Raw genomic sequence first — 21,097 nt, 5'->3', positions numbered from 1 at the left:
CGGAAATCAGAGTTTAACGCAGCCCGAGCAAAGCCCAGACCCGCATCACCTCGTGGCGCTCGGCTACGAACTGGTCTCCGGCTATCACCCCGGCCTGCTTCTGCAAGGCCCGACGGTGGGCAACGGAGCGGTAGGCCTTGTAGGCCTCTCGCAGCAGGCTGGCATCGGAAGGGCGCACTAACCCTGCCTGCTCAAGCCCTTCGAGAATCCGGATATTATCGGTATAGCGCAGCAATGAAGGATGCTGGCGCGACCACGCCAGGGCCGCGTATTGCACCATAAATTCGATATCGACGATACCTCCAGCGTCTTGCTTGATGTCAAACCGTGCCTGGCTGTCAAAGGCATTGGCCGCCGTCCCGGCCAGGGTCAGCCGTGTACCAAGGTTGTCGCGCATCTTGGCGCGCATCTCGCTGACTTCATCGCGCAAAGGCTGCACGTCACGCTTGCGGCCCAGTACCTGAGCCCTGATGCGTTCAAACGACTGCGCAACATCCCTATCGCCCACCAGCACGCGTGCCCGAACCAGTGCCTGATGCTCCCAGGTCCAGGCTTCCTGTTGCTGGTAACGCTCGAAGGCGCCCAGCGAACTTACCAGCAGCCCCGCCGCACCAGAAGGCCGCAGGCGCATGTCCACGTCGTACAACTGCCCTGAGTTGGTGTGTGCGGTCAGCAGGTGAATGATGCGTTGGCCCAGGCGGGTAAAGAATTGAGCCCCGTCGATAGGGCGCTCGCCGTCCGTTTCAGCCGCGCCATCGGCATCATGAATGAACACCAGGTCCAGGTCAGACCCGTGCCCCAGCTCCAGGCCACCCATTTTGCCGTAGCCCACAATCACAAAGCCCGGCGCGCACGGGGAGCCATCAGGCCGTACAGGGGTGCCATGGCGGGCGACCGTCTGGCGCCAGGCCAATTCCAGTACCTGGGCAAGAATGGCTTCGGCCAGCCAGGTCAGGTAGTCGCTGACTTTCATCAACGGCAACGTGCCGGCGATTTCCGAAGCGGCTACGCGCAAACTGTGGGCCAACTTGAAATGCCGCAAGGCTTCCATTTGCTGTTCAAGGTCGTCTTCGGGAATGCGGGCCAGGCGCTCATGCAACTCGGCAGCCAGTTCTGGCGCCAGCGGTGGATGAAACAACCGTGACTCGTTGAGCAGTTCGTCCAGCAGCAGCGGGAAGCGGGTTATCTGCTCGGCAATCCAGGGGCTGGCAGCGCACAGTGTCAGCAGCTGGCGCAAGGCACCCGGGTTTTCAGCCAGCAGCACCAGGTAGGCTGAGCGGCGGGCCACGGCTTCTACCAAAGGTAATACACGCTCAAGCACCAGGTCAGGCTCGGCCTGCTCGCTGGCCTGGGCCAGCAGCCGAGGGATAAACGCATCCAGCCGCTCCCGCCCCATACGCTGCATGGCGCGAAGCTGGCCGCTGTTACGCAGGCTGGCCAAGCGCTCCAAAGCTTTGGCGGGGTCCACAAAACCACCTGCGGCCAACTGCTGGCGGGCGGCCTCATCGTCCTGCTGCTGTTCCCAGAGGGGCAGCCATTCGGCCCCCACTACGACCTCTCCAGTGTCTTCGTCCTCATCGGGGGCAGCGATCACACCGCGGAAATGCCATGCAATTCGCTCGCGCCAGTGCGTCAGGCTGGCATGGAATAACGGCCAGTCACTGAAGCCCATCATGAAGGCCACACGAGCTTGGTCCAGGTCGTTGTCAGGCAGCGTCTGGGTCTGCCGATCAGCGATGGCTTGCAACGCATGCTCGGTGTAGCGGAGGAAGGCATAGCCCTCTCGCAGCTCGGCGATCACATTGGCCGGCAGGTAGGCTTGCTGTTCCAAGGTGTCCAGCACGCCCAGCAGTGGTCGCTGCTGCAGGCTGAGGTCACGCCCCCCGTGAATCAGCTGAAACGCCTGGGCGATGAATTCGACTTCGCGAATGCCACCGGCACCAAGCTTGATATTGTCGACCATGCCTTTGCGTCGCACTTCCTGCTGAATAAGCTGCTTCATGGTGCGAAGCGCATCGATGGCTGAAAAATCCAGGTAGCGGCGGTACACGAAGGGCCGAAGCATCTGCAACAACTGGGCGCCAGCGGCCTGGTCCCCGGCCACCACACGCGCCTTGATCATTGCGTAGCGCTCCCAGTCTCGGCCTTGGTCCTGGTAGTACTGCTCCAGGGCATTGAAGCTGAGCACTAACGCACCCACGGAGCCATAAGGCCTTAGACGCATGTCCACCCGAAACACAAAGCCATCGACCGTGACAGGGTCCAATGCCTTGATCAGCCGCTGGCCCAGGCGGATGAAGAAGGCCTGATTGTCCAGCGGGCGCTTGACGCCTTGGGTTTCACCGCCTTCCGGATAAGCAAAGATCAGGTCGATGTCCGAAGACAGGTTCAGCTCACCGGCACCTAACTTGCCCATGCCCAGCACAATCAATTGCTGAGGCTCACCGGAACGGTGGCCGACAGGTGTACCAAACTGCTGGCAATGCCGCGGGTACAGCCATTGATAGGCCTCGTCTATACAGGCATCGGCCAGGTCGGACAGGTCCCTGCAAGTGCCTTGCAGGTCAGTGACACGCATAAGATCGCGCCAGATGATTCGCACTTGGTGACGGGCCCGCTGACGGCGCAGGATTCGACCGAGCGCTTCTTCATCCCCACACTCACGCACGGCGGCCTGTATCTGCTGCCGCAGCTCGCCGGGGGCATAGGCGCGGTCCAGGTCGCCACTGTCGATCAGTGCTGGCAACAGCCCTGTGTCTCGGCTGGCTTGCTCGAATACAAAGTCGCTGGCTGCGCTTACCCGCTCAAAGGCTTGAAGGTAACGTGCAGGCCACGCCTGCACTTGGGCGAGGCTGGCCAAGCGGGTAGCTGCCATGTCGCGCAGTACGTCGGGTAGGGGGATCAACGCCGGGAGGGTCATGGTCTATCCTTGGTGGCGCTCAAATGCGCACAGTGTTCGGGCCAGAGAAACCGCGCTATTGATCAGACTGTCCAACAAAGGCTAGAAATAGCGGAAAATCGATCAATATTGGCATCAACCGTCGTAGTTTAACCTTCCAGGGCTACTTCCTGGTCAGCTCGATCAGTTCCGCAGACAAGCCTATGTGGAATTGAAGTGTTAAGGTGGGTGGTTTTCCTGATGCCCCTGTTGCTGCGGTGCATGAAATGCACGCTGATTTGTAGTAAAACTACAGGACGCCGGGCCAACCAACCGGTGATCCAAGAATTCATGTCGTCTGCCCACAAGGCCAGTCGCAAACTCAGGTCATCGATTCTGGTGGCCTTTCCGCCCTGGAGCAAGCCATGCAAGACCTCGATCCCGTCGAAACCCAGGAATGGCTGGACGCCCTGGAGTCGGTTCTCGACAAAGAAGGCGAAGACCGCGCTCACTACCTGATGACTCGCATGGGCGAGTTGGCCACCCGCAGTGGTTCGCAACTCCCCTACGCAATCACCACGCCCTACCGCAATACCATTCCTGTTACCCACGAAGCACGCATGCCTGGCGACCTGTTCATGGAACGCCGCATCCGTTCGCTGGTACGCTGGAACGCGCTGGCTATGGTCGTTCGCACCAACCTCAGGGACCCGGACCTGGGCGGACATATTTCCAGCTTCGCTTCCAGTGCGACGCTGTATGACATCGGTTTCAACTACTTCTTCCAGGCCCCTACAGATGAGCATGGCGGCGACCTGATCTTCTTCCAAGGCCACGCCTCGCCTGGCGTCTACGCCCGTGCCTTCATGGAAGGCCGCATCAGCGAAGAGCAGATGGACAACTTCCGCCAAGAAGTGGACGGCAAGGGCCTGTCCTCCTACCCGCACCCTTGGCTGATGCCCGACTTCTGGCAGTTCCCAACGGTATCCATGGGCCTGGGCCCGATCCAGGCGATCTACCAGGCGCGCTTCATGAAGTACCTGGAAGCTCGTGGCTATATCCCGGCCGGCAAGCAGAAGGTCTGGTGCTTCATGGGTGACGGTGAGTGCGACGAGCCTGAATCCCTGGGCGCGATCTCTCTGGCAGGCCGCGAAAAGCTGGACAACCTGATCTTCGTCATCAACTGCAACCTGCAGCGCCTCGATGGCCCGGTTCGCGGTAACGGCAAGATCATCCAGGAACTCGAAGGCGTGTTCCGTGGCGGTGGCTGGAACGTGAACAAGGTGGTGTGGGGCCGCTTCTGGGACCCACTGCTGGCCAAGGACACCGACGGTATCCTTCAGCGTCGCATGGACGAAGTCATCGACGGCGAATACCAGAACTACAAGGCCAAAGACGGCGCCTTCGTACGCGAGCACTTCTTCAACTCACCCGAACTCAAGGCCATGGTCGCTGACCTGTCCGACGACGAGATCTGGAAGCTCAACCGTGGTGGCCACGACCCGTACAAGGTTTATGCGGCCTACCATGACGCCGTGAACAACAAAAACGGTCAGCCGACCGTGGTGTTGGCCAAAACCATTAAAGGGTATGGCACGGGTGCTGGCGAAGCGAAAAACACGGCCCACAACACCAAGAAAGTGGATGTGGACAGCCTGCGCAAATTCCGTGACCGCTTCGACGTGCCAGTGCGCGACGAAGACCTGGAAAAGTTGCCGTTCTACAAGCCTGAGCCGGGCAGTGCCGAAGCCAAGTACCTGAGCGAGCGCCGTACCGCTCTGGGTGGTTTCGTACCGCAACGCCGGGCCAAGAGCTTCAACGTGCCTGTGCCGCCGCTGGAAACCCTTAAGGCCATTCTCGATGGTTCAGGGGATCGCGAGATCTCCACGACCATGGCATTCGTGCGCATCCTGACCCAGCTGGTCAAGGATAAGGAACTGGGCCACCGCATCGTTCCGATCATTCCGGACGAAGCTCGTACCTTCGGTATGGAAGGTATGTTCCGTCAGCTTGGCATCTATTCTTCCGTGGGCCAGCTGTACGAGCCTGTGGACAAAGACCAGGTGATGTTCTACCGCGAGGACAAGAAGGGTCAGATCCTCGAAGAAGGCATCAACGAAGCGGGCGCCATGTCCAGCTTCATCGCGGCTGGCACCTCGTACAGCTGCCATAACCAGCCCATGCTGCCGTTCTATATCTTCTATTCGATGTTCGGCTTCCAGCGCATTGGCGACCTGGCCTGGGCCGCTGGCGACAGCCGCACCAGGGGCTTCCTGATCGGCGGCACCGCCGGCCGTACCACCCTCAACGGCGAAGGCCTGCAGCACGAAGACGGGCACAGCCACCTGATGGCAGCGACCATTCCGAACTGCCGTACCTACGACCCCACCTATGGCTATGAACTGGCGGTGATCATCCGCGAAGGCATGCGCCAGATGATGGAAGAACAGCAGGACATCTTCTACTACATCACCGTGATGAACGAAGCCTACACCCAGCCTGCGCTGCCGGTGAACGCTGAAGAAGGCATCATCAAGGGCATGTACCTGCTCGAAGACGACACCCGCGAGGCCGCACATCATGTGCAGCTGATGGGTTCGGGCACCATCCTGCGTGAAGTGCGTGAGGCCGCGAAAATCCTGCGTGAGGAGTTCAACGTGGGTGCAGACGTATGGAGCGTTACCAGCTTCAACGAACTGCGTCGCGATGGCCTGGCCGTAGAGCGCAGCAACCGCCTGCACCCAGGTCAGAAACCTGAGCAGACCTATGTAGAGCAGTGCCTGAGCGGTCGCAAGGGCCCGGTGATTGCATCCACCGACTACATGAAGCTGTTTGCCGAACAGATCCGCCAGTGGGTTCCAAGCAAGGAATTCAAGGTCTTGGGTACTGATGGCTTCGGCCGTAGCGACAGTCGCAAGAAACTGCGTCACTTCTTTGAAGTGGACCGCCATTTCATTGTGCTGGCTGCCCTGGAAGCCTTGTCAGACCGTGGCGATATCGAACCGAAGGTCGTGGCCGAAGCCATTGCCCGGTTTGGCATTGACCCTGACAAACGCAACCCCCTGGACTGCTGAGGAGAACATTCGTGAGTGAGCTTATTCGCGTACCTGACATCGGCAGCGGTGAAGGGGAAGTTATCGAGATTCAGGTAAAGGTCGGCGACCGTATCGAAGCCGAACAAAGCCTGATAACACTCGAGTCGGACAAGGCCAGTATGGAAGTACCGGCACCCAAGGCTGGCGTGGTCAAAGCCATCAAGGTCAACCTGGGCGATCGCCTGAAGGAAGGCGACGAGTTGCTGGAGCTGGAGGTCGAGGGCGATGCACAAGCTGCAGCACCTGCCGCCGAGCCTGCTCCTGCACCGGCCAGCGCAGTGGATGAAGCCGAGGAAACCCGGCCGTCCGAACCCGCTCCTGCGGCTAGCAGCGGCGGTGCCGGCCAGGACGTGCATGTTCCAGACATCGGCTCCTCGGGCAAGGCCCAAGTGATCGAGATCCAGGTGAAAGTGGGCGACACGGTTGAAGCAGACCAGTCCCTGATCACGCTGGAATCGGACAAGGCCAGCATGGAGATTCCTTCGCCGGCTGCTGGCGTAGTGGAAAGCATCAGCGTGAACCTGAACGACGAAGTCGGTACCGGTGACCTGATTCTCAAGCTCAAAGGTGCAGGCGCTGCGCCTGCACCCGCTGCGAGCGCACCCTCCCCTACTGCCGAGAACCAGGCACCTGCTCCTACTGCGGCGCCGGCAGCGGCACCTACTGCTGATACCGTGAAGGATATTCACGTACCGGACATCGGTTCGTCGGGCAAAGCCAAGATCATCGAGGTACTGGTCAAAGCGGGTGACAAGGTCGAGAAAGACCAGTCGCTGATTACCTTGGAATCCGACAAGGCCAGCATGGAAATCCCGAGTCCGGAAGCGGGCATTGTGGAAAGCGTGATCGCCCAGCTGGAAAGCGACGTAGGCACCGGGGACCTGATTCTCAAGCTGAAAGTGGCGGGCAGCGCACCGGCGTCAGCACCGGCAGCAGCACCAGCCCCCCAGGCATCTGCAGCCCCTGCTGCGCCTACGGCCAAGGTACCCGCTGCACCTACCGAAGCACCGGCTGCGCCAGCGGCCGCGCCAAGTGGCAAGGTGCACGCCGGCCCGGCCGTGCGCCTGCTGGCTCGCGAGTTCGGTGTGGACTTGGCCCAAGTCAGCGCTACCGGCCCTCACGGTCGTATCCTCAAAGAAGACGTACAGGTGTACGTCAAGGCGATGATGACCAAGGCCAAGGCAGCGCCCGCTGCTACTGCCGGCGCAACCGGTGGTGCGGGCATTCCGCCAATTCCGGTCGTAGACTTCAGCCGCTTCGGTGAAGTGGAAGAAGTACCAATGACGCGCCTGATGCAGGTGGGCGCCGCCAACCTGCACCGCAGCTGGCTGAACGTGCCTCACGTGACCCAGTTCGACCAGGCCGATATTACCGAGCTGGAAGCCTTCCGGGTGGCGCAGAAAGCGGTTGCCGAGAAAGCGGGCGTGAAGCTCACTGTGCTGCCATTGCTGCTTAAAGCCTGCGCTTTCCTCCTCAAGGAGCTGCCAGACTTCAATAGTTCGCTGGCACCTAGCGGTAAGGCGATCATTCGCAAGAAGTATGTGAATATCGGCTTCGCTGTGGATACGCCGGACGGCCTGCTGGTGCCTGTGATCAAGAATGTCGATCAGAAAAGCCTGTTGCAGCTGGCTGCCGAAGCCGCTGCGCTGGCTGAAAAGGCGCGCACCAAGAAGCTGGCATCGGATGACATGCAGGGTGCCTGCTTCACCATCTCCAGCCTTGGGCATATTGGCGGTACGGGCTTCACGCCTATCGTCAATGCGCCCGAGGTAGCGATTCTAGGTGTATCCAAGGCTGCTATGGCGCCAGTGTGGGATGGCAAGGCGTTCCAGCCTCGCCTGATGCTGCCGTTGTCGTTGTCCTACGATCACCGAGTGATCAATGGCGCTGCGGCAGCCCGCTTTACCAAACGGCTAAGCGACGTACTGGGTGATATCCGGTCCATGCTGTTGTAATGCGCTGCTGCGCCAAGTGAAGGTGCGGCCCGCTGAAACACTTGCTTGAACCCTAGACCCCGCCTCGGCGGGGTTTTTTGCGGCTGCACGTTTTGCGTCCTGTGAAAGGCTTAGTTACCGCACAAAAAGCAGGCACTGCGCAATTCGCTATTTGACGCCAATTAGATGTCGACTATAGTGGAGCGGTTGCTTTTGACTAAACACTGACTCCCTTATGAACTCAATCCGACGCTTAGCGCGCCGAATGAAGGCACAAGGCCATTCTTGCGCTTGTCAGCCGCGCTTCCATGATGCAACCTTGCCAGGCACACCCCTTTCATCAGACGGATCTGTGTAAACCGAATTTCTCAAGCGAGCGCTTATGAAAAGCCAGCCGGATGCCGCCAATCGTATGGCGGCCGAGGTCGTTACGCAGCTACCGGTGCCCTCCCGCTTGGGCATGCTGCGTTTCGAGCGGCTGAACGAGCCCAATTGGGCCTTATTGTACCTGGACCCAAGCTGTGAAAAAGATTTCGGTATGCCTGCCGCAGAACTCTGCGCACTGGTGGGCGCTCCTTATGCCAGCCTGATGGAACCCGAAGCCCGCGATCAGTTGCATGAGGCTGTAGGGGAGCAGCTGGCCAAACGCTCTCATTATCAAGTGCGCTACGTACTCCATTCATCCCATGGCCCGCTGAGCATTCTGGAAGTAGGCGAGCCTTACAAACAGCAAAGCCGCCAGTTGCTCAGGGGTTACCTGCTGGTCGTGGACGATCTGCCAGGCGGCATGGGAGCGTTTGGCGCGGCTGCCCAAGGCCAGCAGGGTGAGTTGCAGATTGCCCTTGAAGTGAACCACCGCGCCCAGCGAGAACAGCTTCAGCACCTGGAACGCGTGCGAGGCCAGCAAGACCTTATCCTGCGCCTGGCCCGCCAGCGTTACAGTACCAATGATCCGCTACGTGAAGCGGCCGAACTGATCACCCGCAGCGCGTGCGATCTCTTTCAGATCGATGGCACTAGCCTTTGGCACCTTGAAGGGCAGCGTCTGGTGCCTATCCGGGCTTACGAGGCCGCCAGCCACACCTATTTCATGCCAGCGCCCATTGATGCCAGTCGATATGCCGGCTACTTGGACGCACTGCACCGCAGCCGTGTGGTAGATCCCAATAACACGGTAGGCGAGCCCAGACCTCGCCACTCGGAACCCCAAGACCCTCACGGCAAGATGGTTTCAGTGCTGGATGCCAGCATACGTGTGGATGGCCAAGTGGTAGGCGTGCTGTGCCTTGAGCAAAGTACAGAACGAACCTGGCAATCGGATGAAATTGCCTTTGCAGGCGAGTTGGCAGACCAGTTTGCTCAAGTGATCACCAACCACAACCGCCGTACTGCGGCCAGTGCGCTCCATCTGTTCCAACGCGCGGTGGAGCAGAGCGCCAATGCCTTCCTGCTGGTCAATTGCGACGGCGTGGTGGAGTACGTGAACCCAAGCTTTGCGGCTATTACCCAGTACACCTCTGATGAGGTGCATGGCCATCGCTTGTCCGAACTGCCTGCGCTGGAAAACCTGAACGAACTGTTGTTCGACGCACCCTCCAGCCTGGCCAAAAGCAACAGCTGGCAGGGCGAGTTCAAAAGCCGTCGCAAGAACCTTGAACCCTATTGGGGGCAGTTGTCGATCTCCAAGGTATTCAACGATCAGCGGCAACTGACTCACTATATTGGTATCTACGAAGACATAACCCAGTCCAAACTGGCGCAACAGCGTATCGAGCGCCTAGCCTATACCGACAACCTGACCAACTTGGGTAACCGGCCATCATTCATTCGCAGCCTGGATGAACGCTTCACCTCGGACGTGGAAACTCCCGTAGCGCTCATGCTTGTGGACATCGACAACTTCAAGCGGATCAACGACAGCCTGGGTCATCAGACCGGCGACAAGCTGTTGATCAGCCTGGCTCGACGGTTGCGCAACAGCCTTGACCCTTCTGCAACCCTGGCACGGTTTGCCAGTAACGAATTTGCAGTATTGCTGGACAATACCGACCCCGAAGCCGGGCAGCAGTTGGCACTGCAGGTACTGAAAACGCTCGACAAGCCCATGTTCGTGGACAATCAGCTTATCAATGTGACGGCCTCGGTAGGCCTGGCCTGCTCACCCTTGCACGGGCGCGACCCACAAACGCTCATGAAAAACGCAGGGCTTGCCTTGCACAAGGCCAAGGCCAATGGCAAACATCAGGTGCAAGTGTTTACCGAGGCCCTGAATGCCGAGGCCAGCTACAAGCTGTTTGTGGAGAACAACCTGCGACGCGCGCTGACCCAGAATGAACTGGAAGTGTTCTACCAGCCCAAGCTGTGCTTACGGTCCGGTCGTTTGTTGGGCATGGAAGCCTTGCTACGCTGGAATCATCCTGAAAAGGGCATGATTCGCCCAGACCAGTTCATCAGTGTTGCCGAAGAAACGGGCTTGATCATTCCCATTGGAAAATGGGTGGTTCGCCAGGCCTGCCGCATGAGCAAACACCTGACGGCAGCGGGGTATGGCCCATTGCATGTGGCAATCAACCTGTCTCCCAAGCAGTTCTCAGACCCGGACCTGGTCGCTTCCATCAGCCAGATCCTCACGGAAGAGCAACTGTCGCCCAGCCTGCTTGAGCTGGAATTAACCGAAGGGCTTTTGCTGGAAGCTACGGAGGACACCCGCTTGCTGCTAGGGCAGCTCAAAGGCCTGGGCCTCTCGTTAGCCATGGATGATTTCGGTACCGGCTACTCCTCCTTGAGCTATTTGAAGAAATTCCCGATCGACATCATCAAGATCGATCGCAGCTTCATTAATGATATCCCCACCAGCCAGGATGATATGGAAATCACGTCTGCCGTGATCGCCATGGCCCACAACCTGAAGCTAAAAGTGGTTGCCGAAGGTATCGAAACCGCTGAGCAGCTCAACTTTCTTCGGCGCCATCGCTGCGACGTAGGCCAGGGCTACCTGTTCGACCGGCCGATTCCCTCTGCTCGATTGGTAGAGGCGCTCAAGCGCTACCCCCGTGGCCCAGCAGCCTGACAGCCCTGCTTGCCTGAGGCAAACTGAGGGTCTGCCATCAAACCATTGCGGAGAAGCCCATGGTCCTGCGCTCTCAGATTCTCGTACACAAGAACGACCTTCCTACCGCACAACAGGCCTTGCCGGGCCGCGAAACAGCTATGACAGTGCCACCTGAGCATTTCGTGAACGGCCATACGCTTCAGCCCCCCTTCCCTGCGGGGCTGGCCACTGCCTATTTTGGCCTGGGCTGCTTTTGGGGAGCAGAACGGCGCCTGTGGCAGCAGCCGGGCGTCTATACCACTGCCGCAGGTTACGCAGGGGGTTTCACCCCGAACCCCACGTATGAAGAAGTCTGTTCAGGCCTGACAGGCCATAGCGAAGTGGTAATGGTGGTCTTTGACCCCAAGGCTACCCGCTACGAAGACCTGCTGAAGGTATTTTGGGAGTCCCATGACCCTACCCAAGGCATGCGCCAGGGCAACGATAAAGGCACCCAGTATCGCTCGGTGATCTATACCACCAGCGAAGCGCAATTGCAGGCAGCTCTCGACAGTAAGGCGGTATTCGAAGCTGAGCTGCTCAAGGCTGGGCTAGCGACCATTACGACTGACATTCAGCAAGCGCCTGCTTTCTACTACGCCGAGGCCTATCACCAGCAGTACCTGGCCAAAAACCCCCAAGGTTATTGTGGCATCGGCGGCACGGGGGTGTGCCTGCCGGGTTAACGCGGTTATTCAGGGATCGGCCAGTCCACTCGCCAACTTCCACCGCTTTGCCCAAGCAACTGGGCCAGCCACGGCAAAAGGGTGTTCAGCTCTTCTTCCAGTCCCCAGGGCGGGTTAGCGATGGCCAGGCCTGAGCCATTGAGCCGGGTATCCGTGTCTGCCGGGTGCACAAACAATTCAGCCTTCAACAACTTGGGGGCGCCTGTGCTGGTCAGCTCCTGATAGAACCGCCGCATGCCACGCTCGTCCTTGATCGGATACCACACTACCACCACCGTCTGGCGCATCCGGGCAATCGCTTCTTTAATAGCCAACGCGCAGCGCTTCAATTCATCCGGCTGCTCAAAAGGCGGGTCTATCAACATGATCGCGCGCTTTTGCGGCGTAGGGAGCAAAGCCCTAGGCACGTGCCAGCCCTCGCCCCGATGAACAGCCACGCGGGGGTCGCGCTTCATGTTGTCCTTCAGCGCCAAGCCGTCATCGGGGTGCTTTTCATTGAACTGCAGGCTGTCCTGCTGGCGGGCCAGCCGGCGTGCCAGCTCAGGGGAGCCGGGGTAATAACGCAACTCACCTTCCGGGTTCAGCTTGCGCACAATGCGAAGGTAGTCGGCGGCCAGCTCTGGCGGGGCTTCCGCCTGCCAAAGCCGTGCGATGCCTTCAAGGTACTCCCCTGTCCGGCTCGCCTGGTCGCCTTGCAGGTCGTAGAGGCCGACGCCCGCGTGAGTGTCCAGGTAGGCCAGCGGTTGCTCTTTACGCGTCATCAGCGCAAAAAGCCGGCTCAGTACCAGGTGCTTGAAAACGTCGGCGTGGTTGCCGGCATGAAAGGCGTGACGGTAGTTCATGGATACTCCTGCAGGGTGCCGGAGTTTACCGCGCCCTGGCCCCTCAGCCAAAGGCCAAGGAGCCAGGTGGCGTTCAGTTGCGCTGGGCGCGCCAGGCCTGATCGGCTGCCGCAAAGCGCTGCTTCACGGTTTCGCTGGTGTGGGTCAACCGGCTTACCAGCGCAATGGCCGCACAAGCCAGGATAAAGCCGGGAATGATTTCGTACACTTGGGCCATGAACGCATAGGCTTCACGTGCGCCCAGCATCTTCCACGCCACCACAGTTGTGGCACCGGTCACGATACCTGCCAGTGCGCCGTAACGGGTCATGCCTTTCCACAGTACCGAGATGATCACGACGGGCCCGAATGCCGCACCAAAGCCGGCCCAGGCGTAACTTACCAGGCTCAGCACTCGGCTGTCCGGGTCTGCAGCCAGTGCAATGGCGACTAACGCCACCAGCAATACCATTGCACGGCCTACCCAGACCAGCTCACGCTGCGATGCAGATTTACGCAGGAAATGACGGTAGAAATCTTCCGTCAGTGCACTGGAGCACACCAGCAGCTGGCAGCTCAGGGTGCTCATGACGGCGGCAAGAATGGCCGAGAGCAATACGCCAGCTACCCATGGATTGAACAGAATGCGGGTGATTTCGATAAAGATCCGCTCTGGGTTGGCTGTCACAGCGCCGGCCATCTCGGGGTTGGCCTGGAAGTACCCGATGCCGAAAAACCCTACTGCGCAGGTGCCGCCCAAACACAGGATCATCCAGGCCATGGAAATACGGCGTGCTTTGGTAATGGATTTCACAGAATCGGCCGCCATGAACCGCGCCAGGATATGAGGCTGCCCAAAATAGCCCAGCCCCCAGGCCAGCAGAGACATAATGCCTAGCCAAGTGGTACCTCGCAGGATGTCAAAGCTGGCCGGGTTTACCGCGTCGATGTGCATGAACGTAATGTCCACGCCTCCCGTTGCGAGCAATACAACGATTGGCGTAAGGATCAATGCAAACAGCATCAGGGAAGCTTGCACGGTGTCGGTCCAACTGACAGCTAGAAAACCGCCGATGAAGGTATACGCAATGGTGGCGCCTGCGCCTACCCATAAGGCCGTTTCATAGGGCAGCCCGAACGTGCTTTCGAACAGGCGAGCACCGGCCACGATGCCTGAAGCGCAGTAAATGGTGAAAAAGACCAGAATCACAAGCGCAGAGATGACGCGCAGCAGGCCACTGTGGTCATTGAACCGAGCGGCAAAGTAATCGGGCAACGTGAGCGCATCGCCGCTGTATTCCGTATGAATACGCAAGCGGCCTGCCACCAGGCGCCAGTTCAGGTAGGCGCCTATCACCAGGCCCAAGGCAATCCACCCTTCTGATAGCCCGCTGACGTAAATCGCACCCGGTAGGCCCATCAGTAGCCACCCGCTCATGTCTGAAGCGCCAGCGGACAAGGCAGTGACTACCCCGCCAAGCCGCCGCCCACCGAGGATGTAATCGGAAAGGTTGCGCGTAGCGCGCCAGGCCAGCAGGCCGATCAGCAGCATGACACTGATATAAACAAGGAAAGAAATAAGGGTGGGGTTACTCAAACTCATTCGGCGGGTCTCATGTCCTTGTTATTGGAGGTGCACCAGGGTTGCACCGAGAAGGCGCATCCTAGGGAGTGGTTCGCCGGTGTTACAAGGCAGGAAAGGTAGTTTAGGAATTGTCCTACGTGAAAAATGGAAAAATACGCTGTGGATACGAGTTAAATTAGTGAAAACGCACAAAAATAGTGCGCGTTCGGCTTTTTTCGTACCACGCTACCGCCTAAGAAATAGTTCAATATTTAGGGTTGCACCGGGTTGCACCCGCTCATATGCAGGGATAGTCTTGCCCAACGCACAAGCCACGCGACAGTGGCAACCCGATGAGGACAATTAAAATGGCGACGACCACCCTTGGGGTCAAACTTGACGACCCGACTCGCGAACGTTTGAAGACCGCAGCACAGTCCATTGATCGCACGCCGCATTGGCTGATCAAGCAAGCGATCTTCAATTACCTTGAAAAGCTCGAGGGTGGAGCGTCTCTGACCGAAATCAACGGGGCCGCCGCCAATGCAGGCGATGACGCGGGTGAGGTCCAACCCGACCCGGCGCACCAGCCGTTCCTGGAATTCGCCGAAAGCATTCACCCTCAATCAGTACTGCGGGCGGCCATTACAGGTGCCTACCGCCGCCCCGAGCAGGAGGTGGTGCCCATGCTGTTGGAGCAGGCCCGTTTGCCTGCTCCCATGGCGGGCGCTGCCAATAAGCTGGCTGCCACCATTGCAGAAAAGCTTCGCAACCAGAAAAACGCCACTGGCCGTGCAGGCCTGGTGCAGGGCTTGTTGCAGGAGTTCTCGCTGTCATCCCAGGAAGGTGTAGCGCTGATGTGCCTGGCCGAGGCGCTGCTGCGCATCCCGGACAAAGGCACCCGCGACGCACTGATTCGCGACAAGATCAGCAACGGCAACTGGCAGCCGCACCTGGGTAACAGCAAGTCCCTGTTCGTGAACGCAGCGACCTGGGGGTTGCTGCTTACTGGCAAACTGGTGTCTACCCATAACGAAGCGGGGCTCACCTCCTCCCTCAGCCGTATCATCGGCAAGCGTGGCGAGCCCATGATCCGCAAGGGCGTGGACATGGCCATGCGCTTGATGGGCGAGCAGTTCGTCACCGGCGAAACCATTGGCGAAGCCTTGGCCAACGCCAGCAGGTTTGAAAACAAAGGCTTCCGCTACTCCTACGACATGCTGGGTGAAGCTGCGCTGACTGAGCACGACGCCCAGAAATACCTGGCCTCCTACGAGCAGGCCATTCACTCCATCGGCAAAGCTTCTCATGGGCGCGGCATCTACGAAGGCCCAGGCATTTCCATCAAGCTGTCCGCCCTTCACCCCCGGTACAGCCGTGCTCAGTACGAACGCGTGATGGAAGAGCTGTACCCACGCTTGCTGTCCCTCACCCTGCTGGCCAAGCAATACGATATCGGCCTGAATATCGATGCCGAAGAAGCCGACCGCCTGGAGCTGTCTCTGGACCTCCTGGAGCGCCTGTGTTTCGAGCCACAACTGGCCGGTTGGAACGGTATTGGCTTCGTGATCCAGGCCTACCAGAAGCGCTGCCCGTACGTGATCGACTATGTGATCGACCTGGCCCGCCGCAGCCGCCATCGCTTGATGATCCGCCTGGTAAAAGGCGCCTATTGGGACAGCGAAATCAAGCGGGCCCAGGTCGAAGGCCTGGAAGGCTATCCGGTGTATACCCGCAAGGTGTACACCGATGTGTCCTACATCGCCTGCGCTCGCAAGCTGCTGTCGGTCCCCGAAGCGATCTATCCGCAATTCGCGACCCACAACGCCCATACCCTGTCGGCCATCTACCAGCTTGCTGGCCAGAACTACTACCCTGGCCAGTACGAATTCCAATGCCTGCATGGCATGGGCGAGCCGTTGTACGAACAAGTCGTGGGTAAGGTAGCCGATGGCAAACTGAACCGCCCGTGCCGGGTCTATGCACCGGTTGGCACCCATGAAACGCTGTTGGCCTACTTGGTACGCCGGCTGCTGGAAAACGGCGCAAACACTTCTTTCGTCAACCGTATTGCCGACCACACCATTTCCATTCAGGAACTGGTGGCCGACCCTGTGGCAATCATCGAACAAATGGGTACTCAGGAAGGTGCGCTCGGCTTGCCACACCCGCGTATTCCCCTGCCGCGTGACCTGTACGGCAGCGAGCGCAGCAACTCGGCAGGTATCGACCTGGCCAACGAACATCGCCTGGCGTCCTTGAGCAGTGCATTGCTGGCTACAGCCCATAACAGCTGGCACGCCGGCCCGATGCTGGGCTGCGAAAGCTCCCAGGCACCGGCTCAGCCTGTACTCAACCCGTCCGACCACCGTGACCTGGTAGGCCACGTGCAGGAAGCCGATGTTGCCGACGTGAATGCCGCGCTCCAATGCGCGTTGATCAATGGCCCAATCTGGCAAGCCACGCCACCTGCCGAGCGCGCTGCGATTCTGGAACGTGCTGCAGACCAGATGGAAGCGCAGATTCAACCACTGATGGGCCTGCTGGTACGCGAGGCGGGCAAAACCTTTGCCAACGCCATAGCCGAAGTGCGTGAAGCGGTGGATTTCCTACGCTACTACGCCGTACAGGCACGCCACGACTTCAATAATGATGACCACCGCCCACTTGGCCCGGTGGTTTGCATCAGCCCATGGAACTTCCCCCTGGCCATCTTCACTGGCCAAGTGGCTGCTGCACTGGCAGCAGGCAACCCCGTCCTGGCCAAACCTGCCGAGCAGACGCCGCTGGTAGCGGCACAGGCGGTACGTATCCTGCTGGAAGCTGGCATCCCCGAAGGCGTGCTGCAACTGCTGCCAGGTCGCGGGGAAACCGTGGGTGCGGGCCTGGTTGGGGACGAACGTGTCAAAGGCGTGATGTTCACCGGCTCTACCGAGGTGGCCCGGTTGCTTCAACGTAACATCGCAGGCCGCCTGGATGCCCAGGGCCGTCCGATTCCGCTGATTGCCGAAACCGGTGGCCAGAACGCGATGATCGTAGACTCGTCCGCGCTCACCGAACAGGTTGTGATCGACGTGGTGTCGTCGGCGTTCGACAGTGCTGGCCAGCGCTGCTCGGCCCTTCGCGTGCTGTGTTTGCAGGAAGACAGTGCCGACCGGGTGATCGAAATGCTCAAGGGCGCGATGGCTCAGGCCCACCTGGGTAACCCCGAACGCCTGGCCGTGGACATCGGCCCGGTGATCGATGCCGAAGCCAAGGCCGGGATCGAGGCGCACATTCAAGCCATGCGCGAAAAAGGCCGCACCGTTTACCAGATGGCTGTCACCGACACCGCCGAGTGCCGTCGAGGGACGTTCGTGATGCCAACCTTGATCGAGCTGGAAAGCTTTGATGAACTCAAGCGCGAGATTTTCGGCCCGGTCCTGCACGTGGTGCGTTACCAGCGCAAAAACCTTGACGCCCTGCTCGCCCAAATCAACGCCTCTGGCTATGGCCTGACCTTGGGTGTGCATACCCGTATCGATGAAACCATCGCCAGGGTTACCGAAACCGTCAACGCTGGCAACATGTACATCAACCGCAACGTAGTGGGCGCCGTGGTGGGTGTGCAGCCCTTTGGCGGCGAGGGCTTGTCCGGCACTGGCCCGAAAGCCGGTGGCCCGCTGTACCTGTATCGCCTGCTATCCACCCGTCCAAGCGATGCCGTAAACCGTACCTTCGAGCGTGGCGACACCAGCGCACCGGATAGCCGGGTTCGCGAGGCGTTGCTCAAGCCGCTGCATGCCTTGCAGGCCTGGGCACAAGGTAGTCAACAGGCAACACTGGCTGACGTATGCGGCCAGTATGCGGCCCAGTCTCAAAGCGGCGTATCGCGCCTGTTGCCTGGCCCGACCGGCGAGCGCAACACCTACATGGTGCTCCCTCGTGAACACGTGCTGTGCCTGGCAGACAACGAAGCTGACCTGCTATGCCAAGTGGCGGCGACGCTGGCCGTTGGTAGCCGCGCCGTGCTGGTGGAAGGCGAGCCTGCCCGTTCAGTGTTCGGCAAGCTGCCTAAAGACGTACAAGCGCGTGTGCAGGTAATCGCTGACTGGAAGCGGGACGAGGCAGTATTTGACGCTGTCATCCACCACGGTGATTCCGACCAACTGCGTCAAGTCTGCGAGATCATCGCCAACCGTGGGGGTGCCATCGTAGGTGTACAGGGCTTGTCGCAGGGTGAAACCGCCATTGCCTTGGAGCGCTTGGTCATCGAGCGCTCTGTCAGCGTGAACACGGCGGCAGCCGGCGGCAATGCCAGCTTGATGACCATCGGTTGATGTCAATGGCCCCAGGTGCAATGCCTGGGGCCAGTGGCTCATACCGGGCAGGGAATATCTACCACCATCATCAGCTGCGCATCCCGGTTAATAGTGCTTCCTTGAACTGCATGGAGCGCTCACGATGCACGCCAACCTATTCCTATCGCCCCCTCCCTCAACCCCTTTGGATGAAGCCCATGCCGTGGCCCAACGTGTGCGCGCCTACATGGACGCCTGGCCCGATTTGCATACGCTGGCTCGGCAAGTGGCGGCGCAATGCCTTTTAAAACACACGGGTGTGCAATGGAACCCAGACAAGGTCTGGTGGCACCGCTTCGAAACCAGCCACACCCGCCACGGGCCGTTCACGGGCTGGGCACATAACGGACCTCCGGTCGAATCCCTCACCTTTACTGAGTTGGTAGTGAGGCGTTTCGACGAAGCCGCTCAGCACGCCCCTGACAACCTGGACCTTTACAGCGGCTTTTATCAGCAAGGGCCGGGCGCTACAGAATACAACGAACGCAACGAGGTCCCATTGCTGCCCAGTGCCGTGATGGAAGACTTCTGGGCGCTGGATTTCGCTGACCATGTCCGCCAACGCACCGAGCGATTCTGGGAAACCCACGGTAACGATTTCAGGTTACTGACCAAAGTGCGCTTGCTAGGCGCCGCTCGCCAGGCTTTGACAGAAGGGCTGCTATTGCCTCAAGACCTTAGCGCGCTCGAACACTACGCTGGAGTGGCTCCTCACCAACCGTTGACCCTGGCCGGCCTGAGTCAGCCTGGGGATGTTTCTGCAGTGCACGTACAGGGTTATACAGGCGAGGCCGACGCACCTCTGTTCACGCTTCGCACGCCTGACGGGCGCGTGATGCTCTATACCCCCACCGCCACCCCGATCATTCGCGGCTTTCAGAGCATGCCTGCCCTACACCGAGCAGTGGCTGCACACCTGGCCTCGCCTGAGGCTGAAGCCTGGGTGGCGCAGCTGTATAACGCAGAGCGCCGCCATCAGGCCTTGGAACGCTTGCGGGTACATATCGGCACACCTGCAAACCCCCATTGGCCCTTTGGCAACGGCGAGGCGTATCCGCATAGCCTGTTCACCCTTCTGGAAACGCTAGCGCGAAATGACCTGCATACCCATCAGAACGCATTGATCAGCAACCATGCGCTACGCAAGGCACTGTGGCGCGGCTACCTGGGGGCTTTTCTACAGGTGTTTACGCCTTTTGCCTTGGTAGCTTGGCCGTTAAGCCTGGGCGTGCTTATTGCCGGTGCCAGCCGACTAGGGCTGGATATCGACGCAGCGCTGAATACCAGTTCGCCAGAACGGCGAAAGCAAGCGGTGGTTAGCGGTGTATTCGACGCCATTGCTACCTTGTTCTCGCTGGCTGACCTCGGGCTTGGTGTAAGAGGATTGCGATTCGATCCTCCACCTCATGAACGTTTGGTTTCTCTGGATACCTGGCAACCAGCAGCGCTGGCAGAAAGCGAACTGAGCGAGCTTCAAACCCAGAACCCACCTAGCTTGCCCGCCCCATCGGCCCTTGGCAATGTCATGGAAGGCGTCAGCCTCACACCTCGTGGGCAAACCTGGATCACCTTAGGTGGGCGAGCCTACAGGGTACGTTATAGCGGGCAGTTGCATACCTGGCTTGTGGTCCGGCCAACGGCTCCTTTTGCCTTCGCCCCTTTGCGGCCCGTTCGCTTGGGCGAGCAAGGTCAATGGGAATGGCTGGACGCTCCGGGCCTGGAAGGCGGCACCCCTCCAGTGGAAACGCCTTTTTGGGACGTATACCTTGGTGATACCCCACTCGAAAGTGCGCAGGTGGCGACACTTGCCATTGCTCGGCAAAGAGAGGTGCTGGCCAAAGCAGCATTACCTGAACTTCCACCTGGGGAAGCCTTTTTAGTCGACGAGCATGGTTACGGGTATATCAAGGTCAATGATGAGCGCTTCTATACCTGGCGGCAGAATGGGCAGTATGTGAACGACTTGGTGCGTATCTATACGAGCGAGTCCCACTTTCCCAATCACCTGTTCCGCTTTGGTGTCAGTCATGCCTTTGAAGCCGGGGACGGCGACTTACCGGCCTACCTCGAAACGCTATTCAACGCATTGGAGCGCCTGCCTAAAAGCAATGCCGCGCCTCTATGGCGGGGTGGAAATGCCGGGCGGAACACGTCAGGGGCCTGGTTACGCAGTGGCACTGTCACGGCAGGTGACGTATTGGTAACTACGGACATTACGTCCTTCACCGAAAACCCTTACGCGCTCAAGAGTTTCGTGGCGCCCAAGCACGTAGTGGGCCCGGAAGACGTTATTCATCAATTTGATGAAAGCTCAGTGATCTACCAGCTGCCTGCTGGTGATTACCAGAGCGGCACACCGATAGGCCCGTTGTCCATGGTCGATCAGGAGGCAGAAACTGTCTTTACGCCAGGGCGATGCTTCCTGATCGAATCCATCAAGGAAGTTCATACACAACGATACCGGTTCATGCTGGTAAAGCTGCGTGAGACCGATAAAGCAGATGGCCGTCGCGTGTTCGACCTGCGTACAGGCACGCCCTTTGATCGAGCGGCTTGGGCGGCTCAAGTAAAACACCCAGGTTTGACAGAGCGACTGTTTCCCGCCACGCAATGGGGCCTTTGATAGCGTCTTGGGCCACAGCGCTGAAACGGCGCAGCATCGATTGGGTGAAGCGTAGGGAGCTGATG

The 21,097-nt window shown here is 59.4% G+C and carries 9 protein-coding genes; 6 read left to right on the top strand and 3 right to left on the bottom strand.

Going from position 1 to position 21,097, the window contains the following annotated elements:
- Window positions 1-13: 13 nt before the first annotated feature.
- Entirely contained in the window at window positions 14-2,875 is a 2,862-nt protein-coding gene (gene glnE / locus ACSAMW_RS16385) for a bifunctional [glutamate--ammonia ligase]-adenylyl-L-tyrosine phosphorylase/[glutamate--ammonia-ligase] adenylyltransferase (protein ID WP_500594061.1), read from the bottom strand.
- A gap of 428 nt (window positions 2,876-3,303) precedes the next feature.
- On the opposite strand from glnE, the gene aceE reads away from it, so the two are divergent.
- The 4 genes from aceE (at window position 3,304) to msrA (ending at window position 11,684) form a co-directional block, all read left to right on the top strand.
- Window positions 3,304-5,952 carry a pyruvate dehydrogenase (acetyl-transferring), homodimeric type gene (gene aceE, locus ACSAMW_RS16380; RefSeq protein WP_168084991.1) on the top strand — a complete coding sequence of 883 codons (2,649 nt, stop codon included), beginning with the start codon at window positions 3,304-3,306 and terminating at the stop codon, window positions 5,950-5,952.
- 11 nt (window positions 5,953-5,963) lie between these two features.
- On the top strand, window positions 5,964-7,928 hold the full coding sequence (gene aceF / locus ACSAMW_RS16375; protein WP_500591185.1) for a dihydrolipoyllysine-residue acetyltransferase: 1,965 nt from the start codon (window positions 5,964-5,966) through the stop codon (window positions 7,926-7,928).
- A gap of 361 nt (window positions 7,929-8,289) precedes the next feature.
- Window positions 8,290-10,977 (top strand): sensor domain-containing phosphodiesterase, encoded by a 2,688-nt coding sequence (locus ACSAMW_RS16370; protein WP_500591184.1) that lies wholly within the window; start codon window positions 8,290-8,292, stop codon window positions 10,975-10,977.
- A 59-nt stretch (window positions 10,978-11,036) separates the two neighbouring features.
- Entirely contained in the window at window positions 11,037-11,684 is a 648-nt protein-coding gene (gene msrA / locus ACSAMW_RS16365) for a peptide-methionine (S)-S-oxide reductase MsrA (RefSeq protein WP_500591183.1), read from the top strand.
- Window positions 11,685-11,689: 5 nt separating this feature from the next.
- Here msrA and ACSAMW_RS16360 read toward each other — a convergent pair whose 3' ends face one another.
- Window positions 11,690-12,526 (bottom strand): 23S rRNA (adenine(2030)-N(6))-methyltransferase RlmJ, encoded by an 837-nt coding sequence (locus ACSAMW_RS16360; RefSeq protein ID WP_500591182.1) that lies wholly within the window; start codon window positions 12,524-12,526, stop codon window positions 11,690-11,692.
- A 73-nt stretch (window positions 12,527-12,599) separates the two neighbouring features.
- On the bottom strand, window positions 12,600-14,108 hold the full coding sequence (gene putP / locus ACSAMW_RS16355) for a sodium/proline symporter PutP (RefSeq protein ID WP_500591181.1): 1,509 nt from the start codon (window positions 14,106-14,108) through the stop codon (window positions 12,600-12,602).
- A 329-nt stretch (window positions 14,109-14,437) separates the two neighbouring features.
- On the opposite strand from putP, the gene putA reads away from it, so the two are divergent.
- Both putA and ACSAMW_RS16345 read left to right on the top strand, forming a co-directional pair.
- Window positions 14,438-18,388, top strand: a complete 3,951-nt coding sequence (gene putA, locus ACSAMW_RS16350) for a trifunctional transcriptional regulator/proline dehydrogenase/L-glutamate gamma-semialdehyde dehydrogenase (protein ID WP_500591180.1) — start codon at window positions 14,438-14,440, stop codon at window positions 18,386-18,388.
- 124 nt (window positions 18,389-18,512) lie between these two features.
- Entirely contained in the window at window positions 18,513-21,032 is a 2,520-nt protein-coding gene (locus tag ACSAMW_RS16345; RefSeq protein WP_500591179.1) for a dermonecrotic toxin domain-containing protein, read from the top strand.
- The last annotated feature ends 65 nt before the right edge of the window (window positions 21,033-21,097 follow it).

This window comes from Pseudomonas sp. AB39(2026) (assembly GCF_059831485.1).
This window is presented reverse-complemented; position numbering and strand designations above follow the sequence as displayed.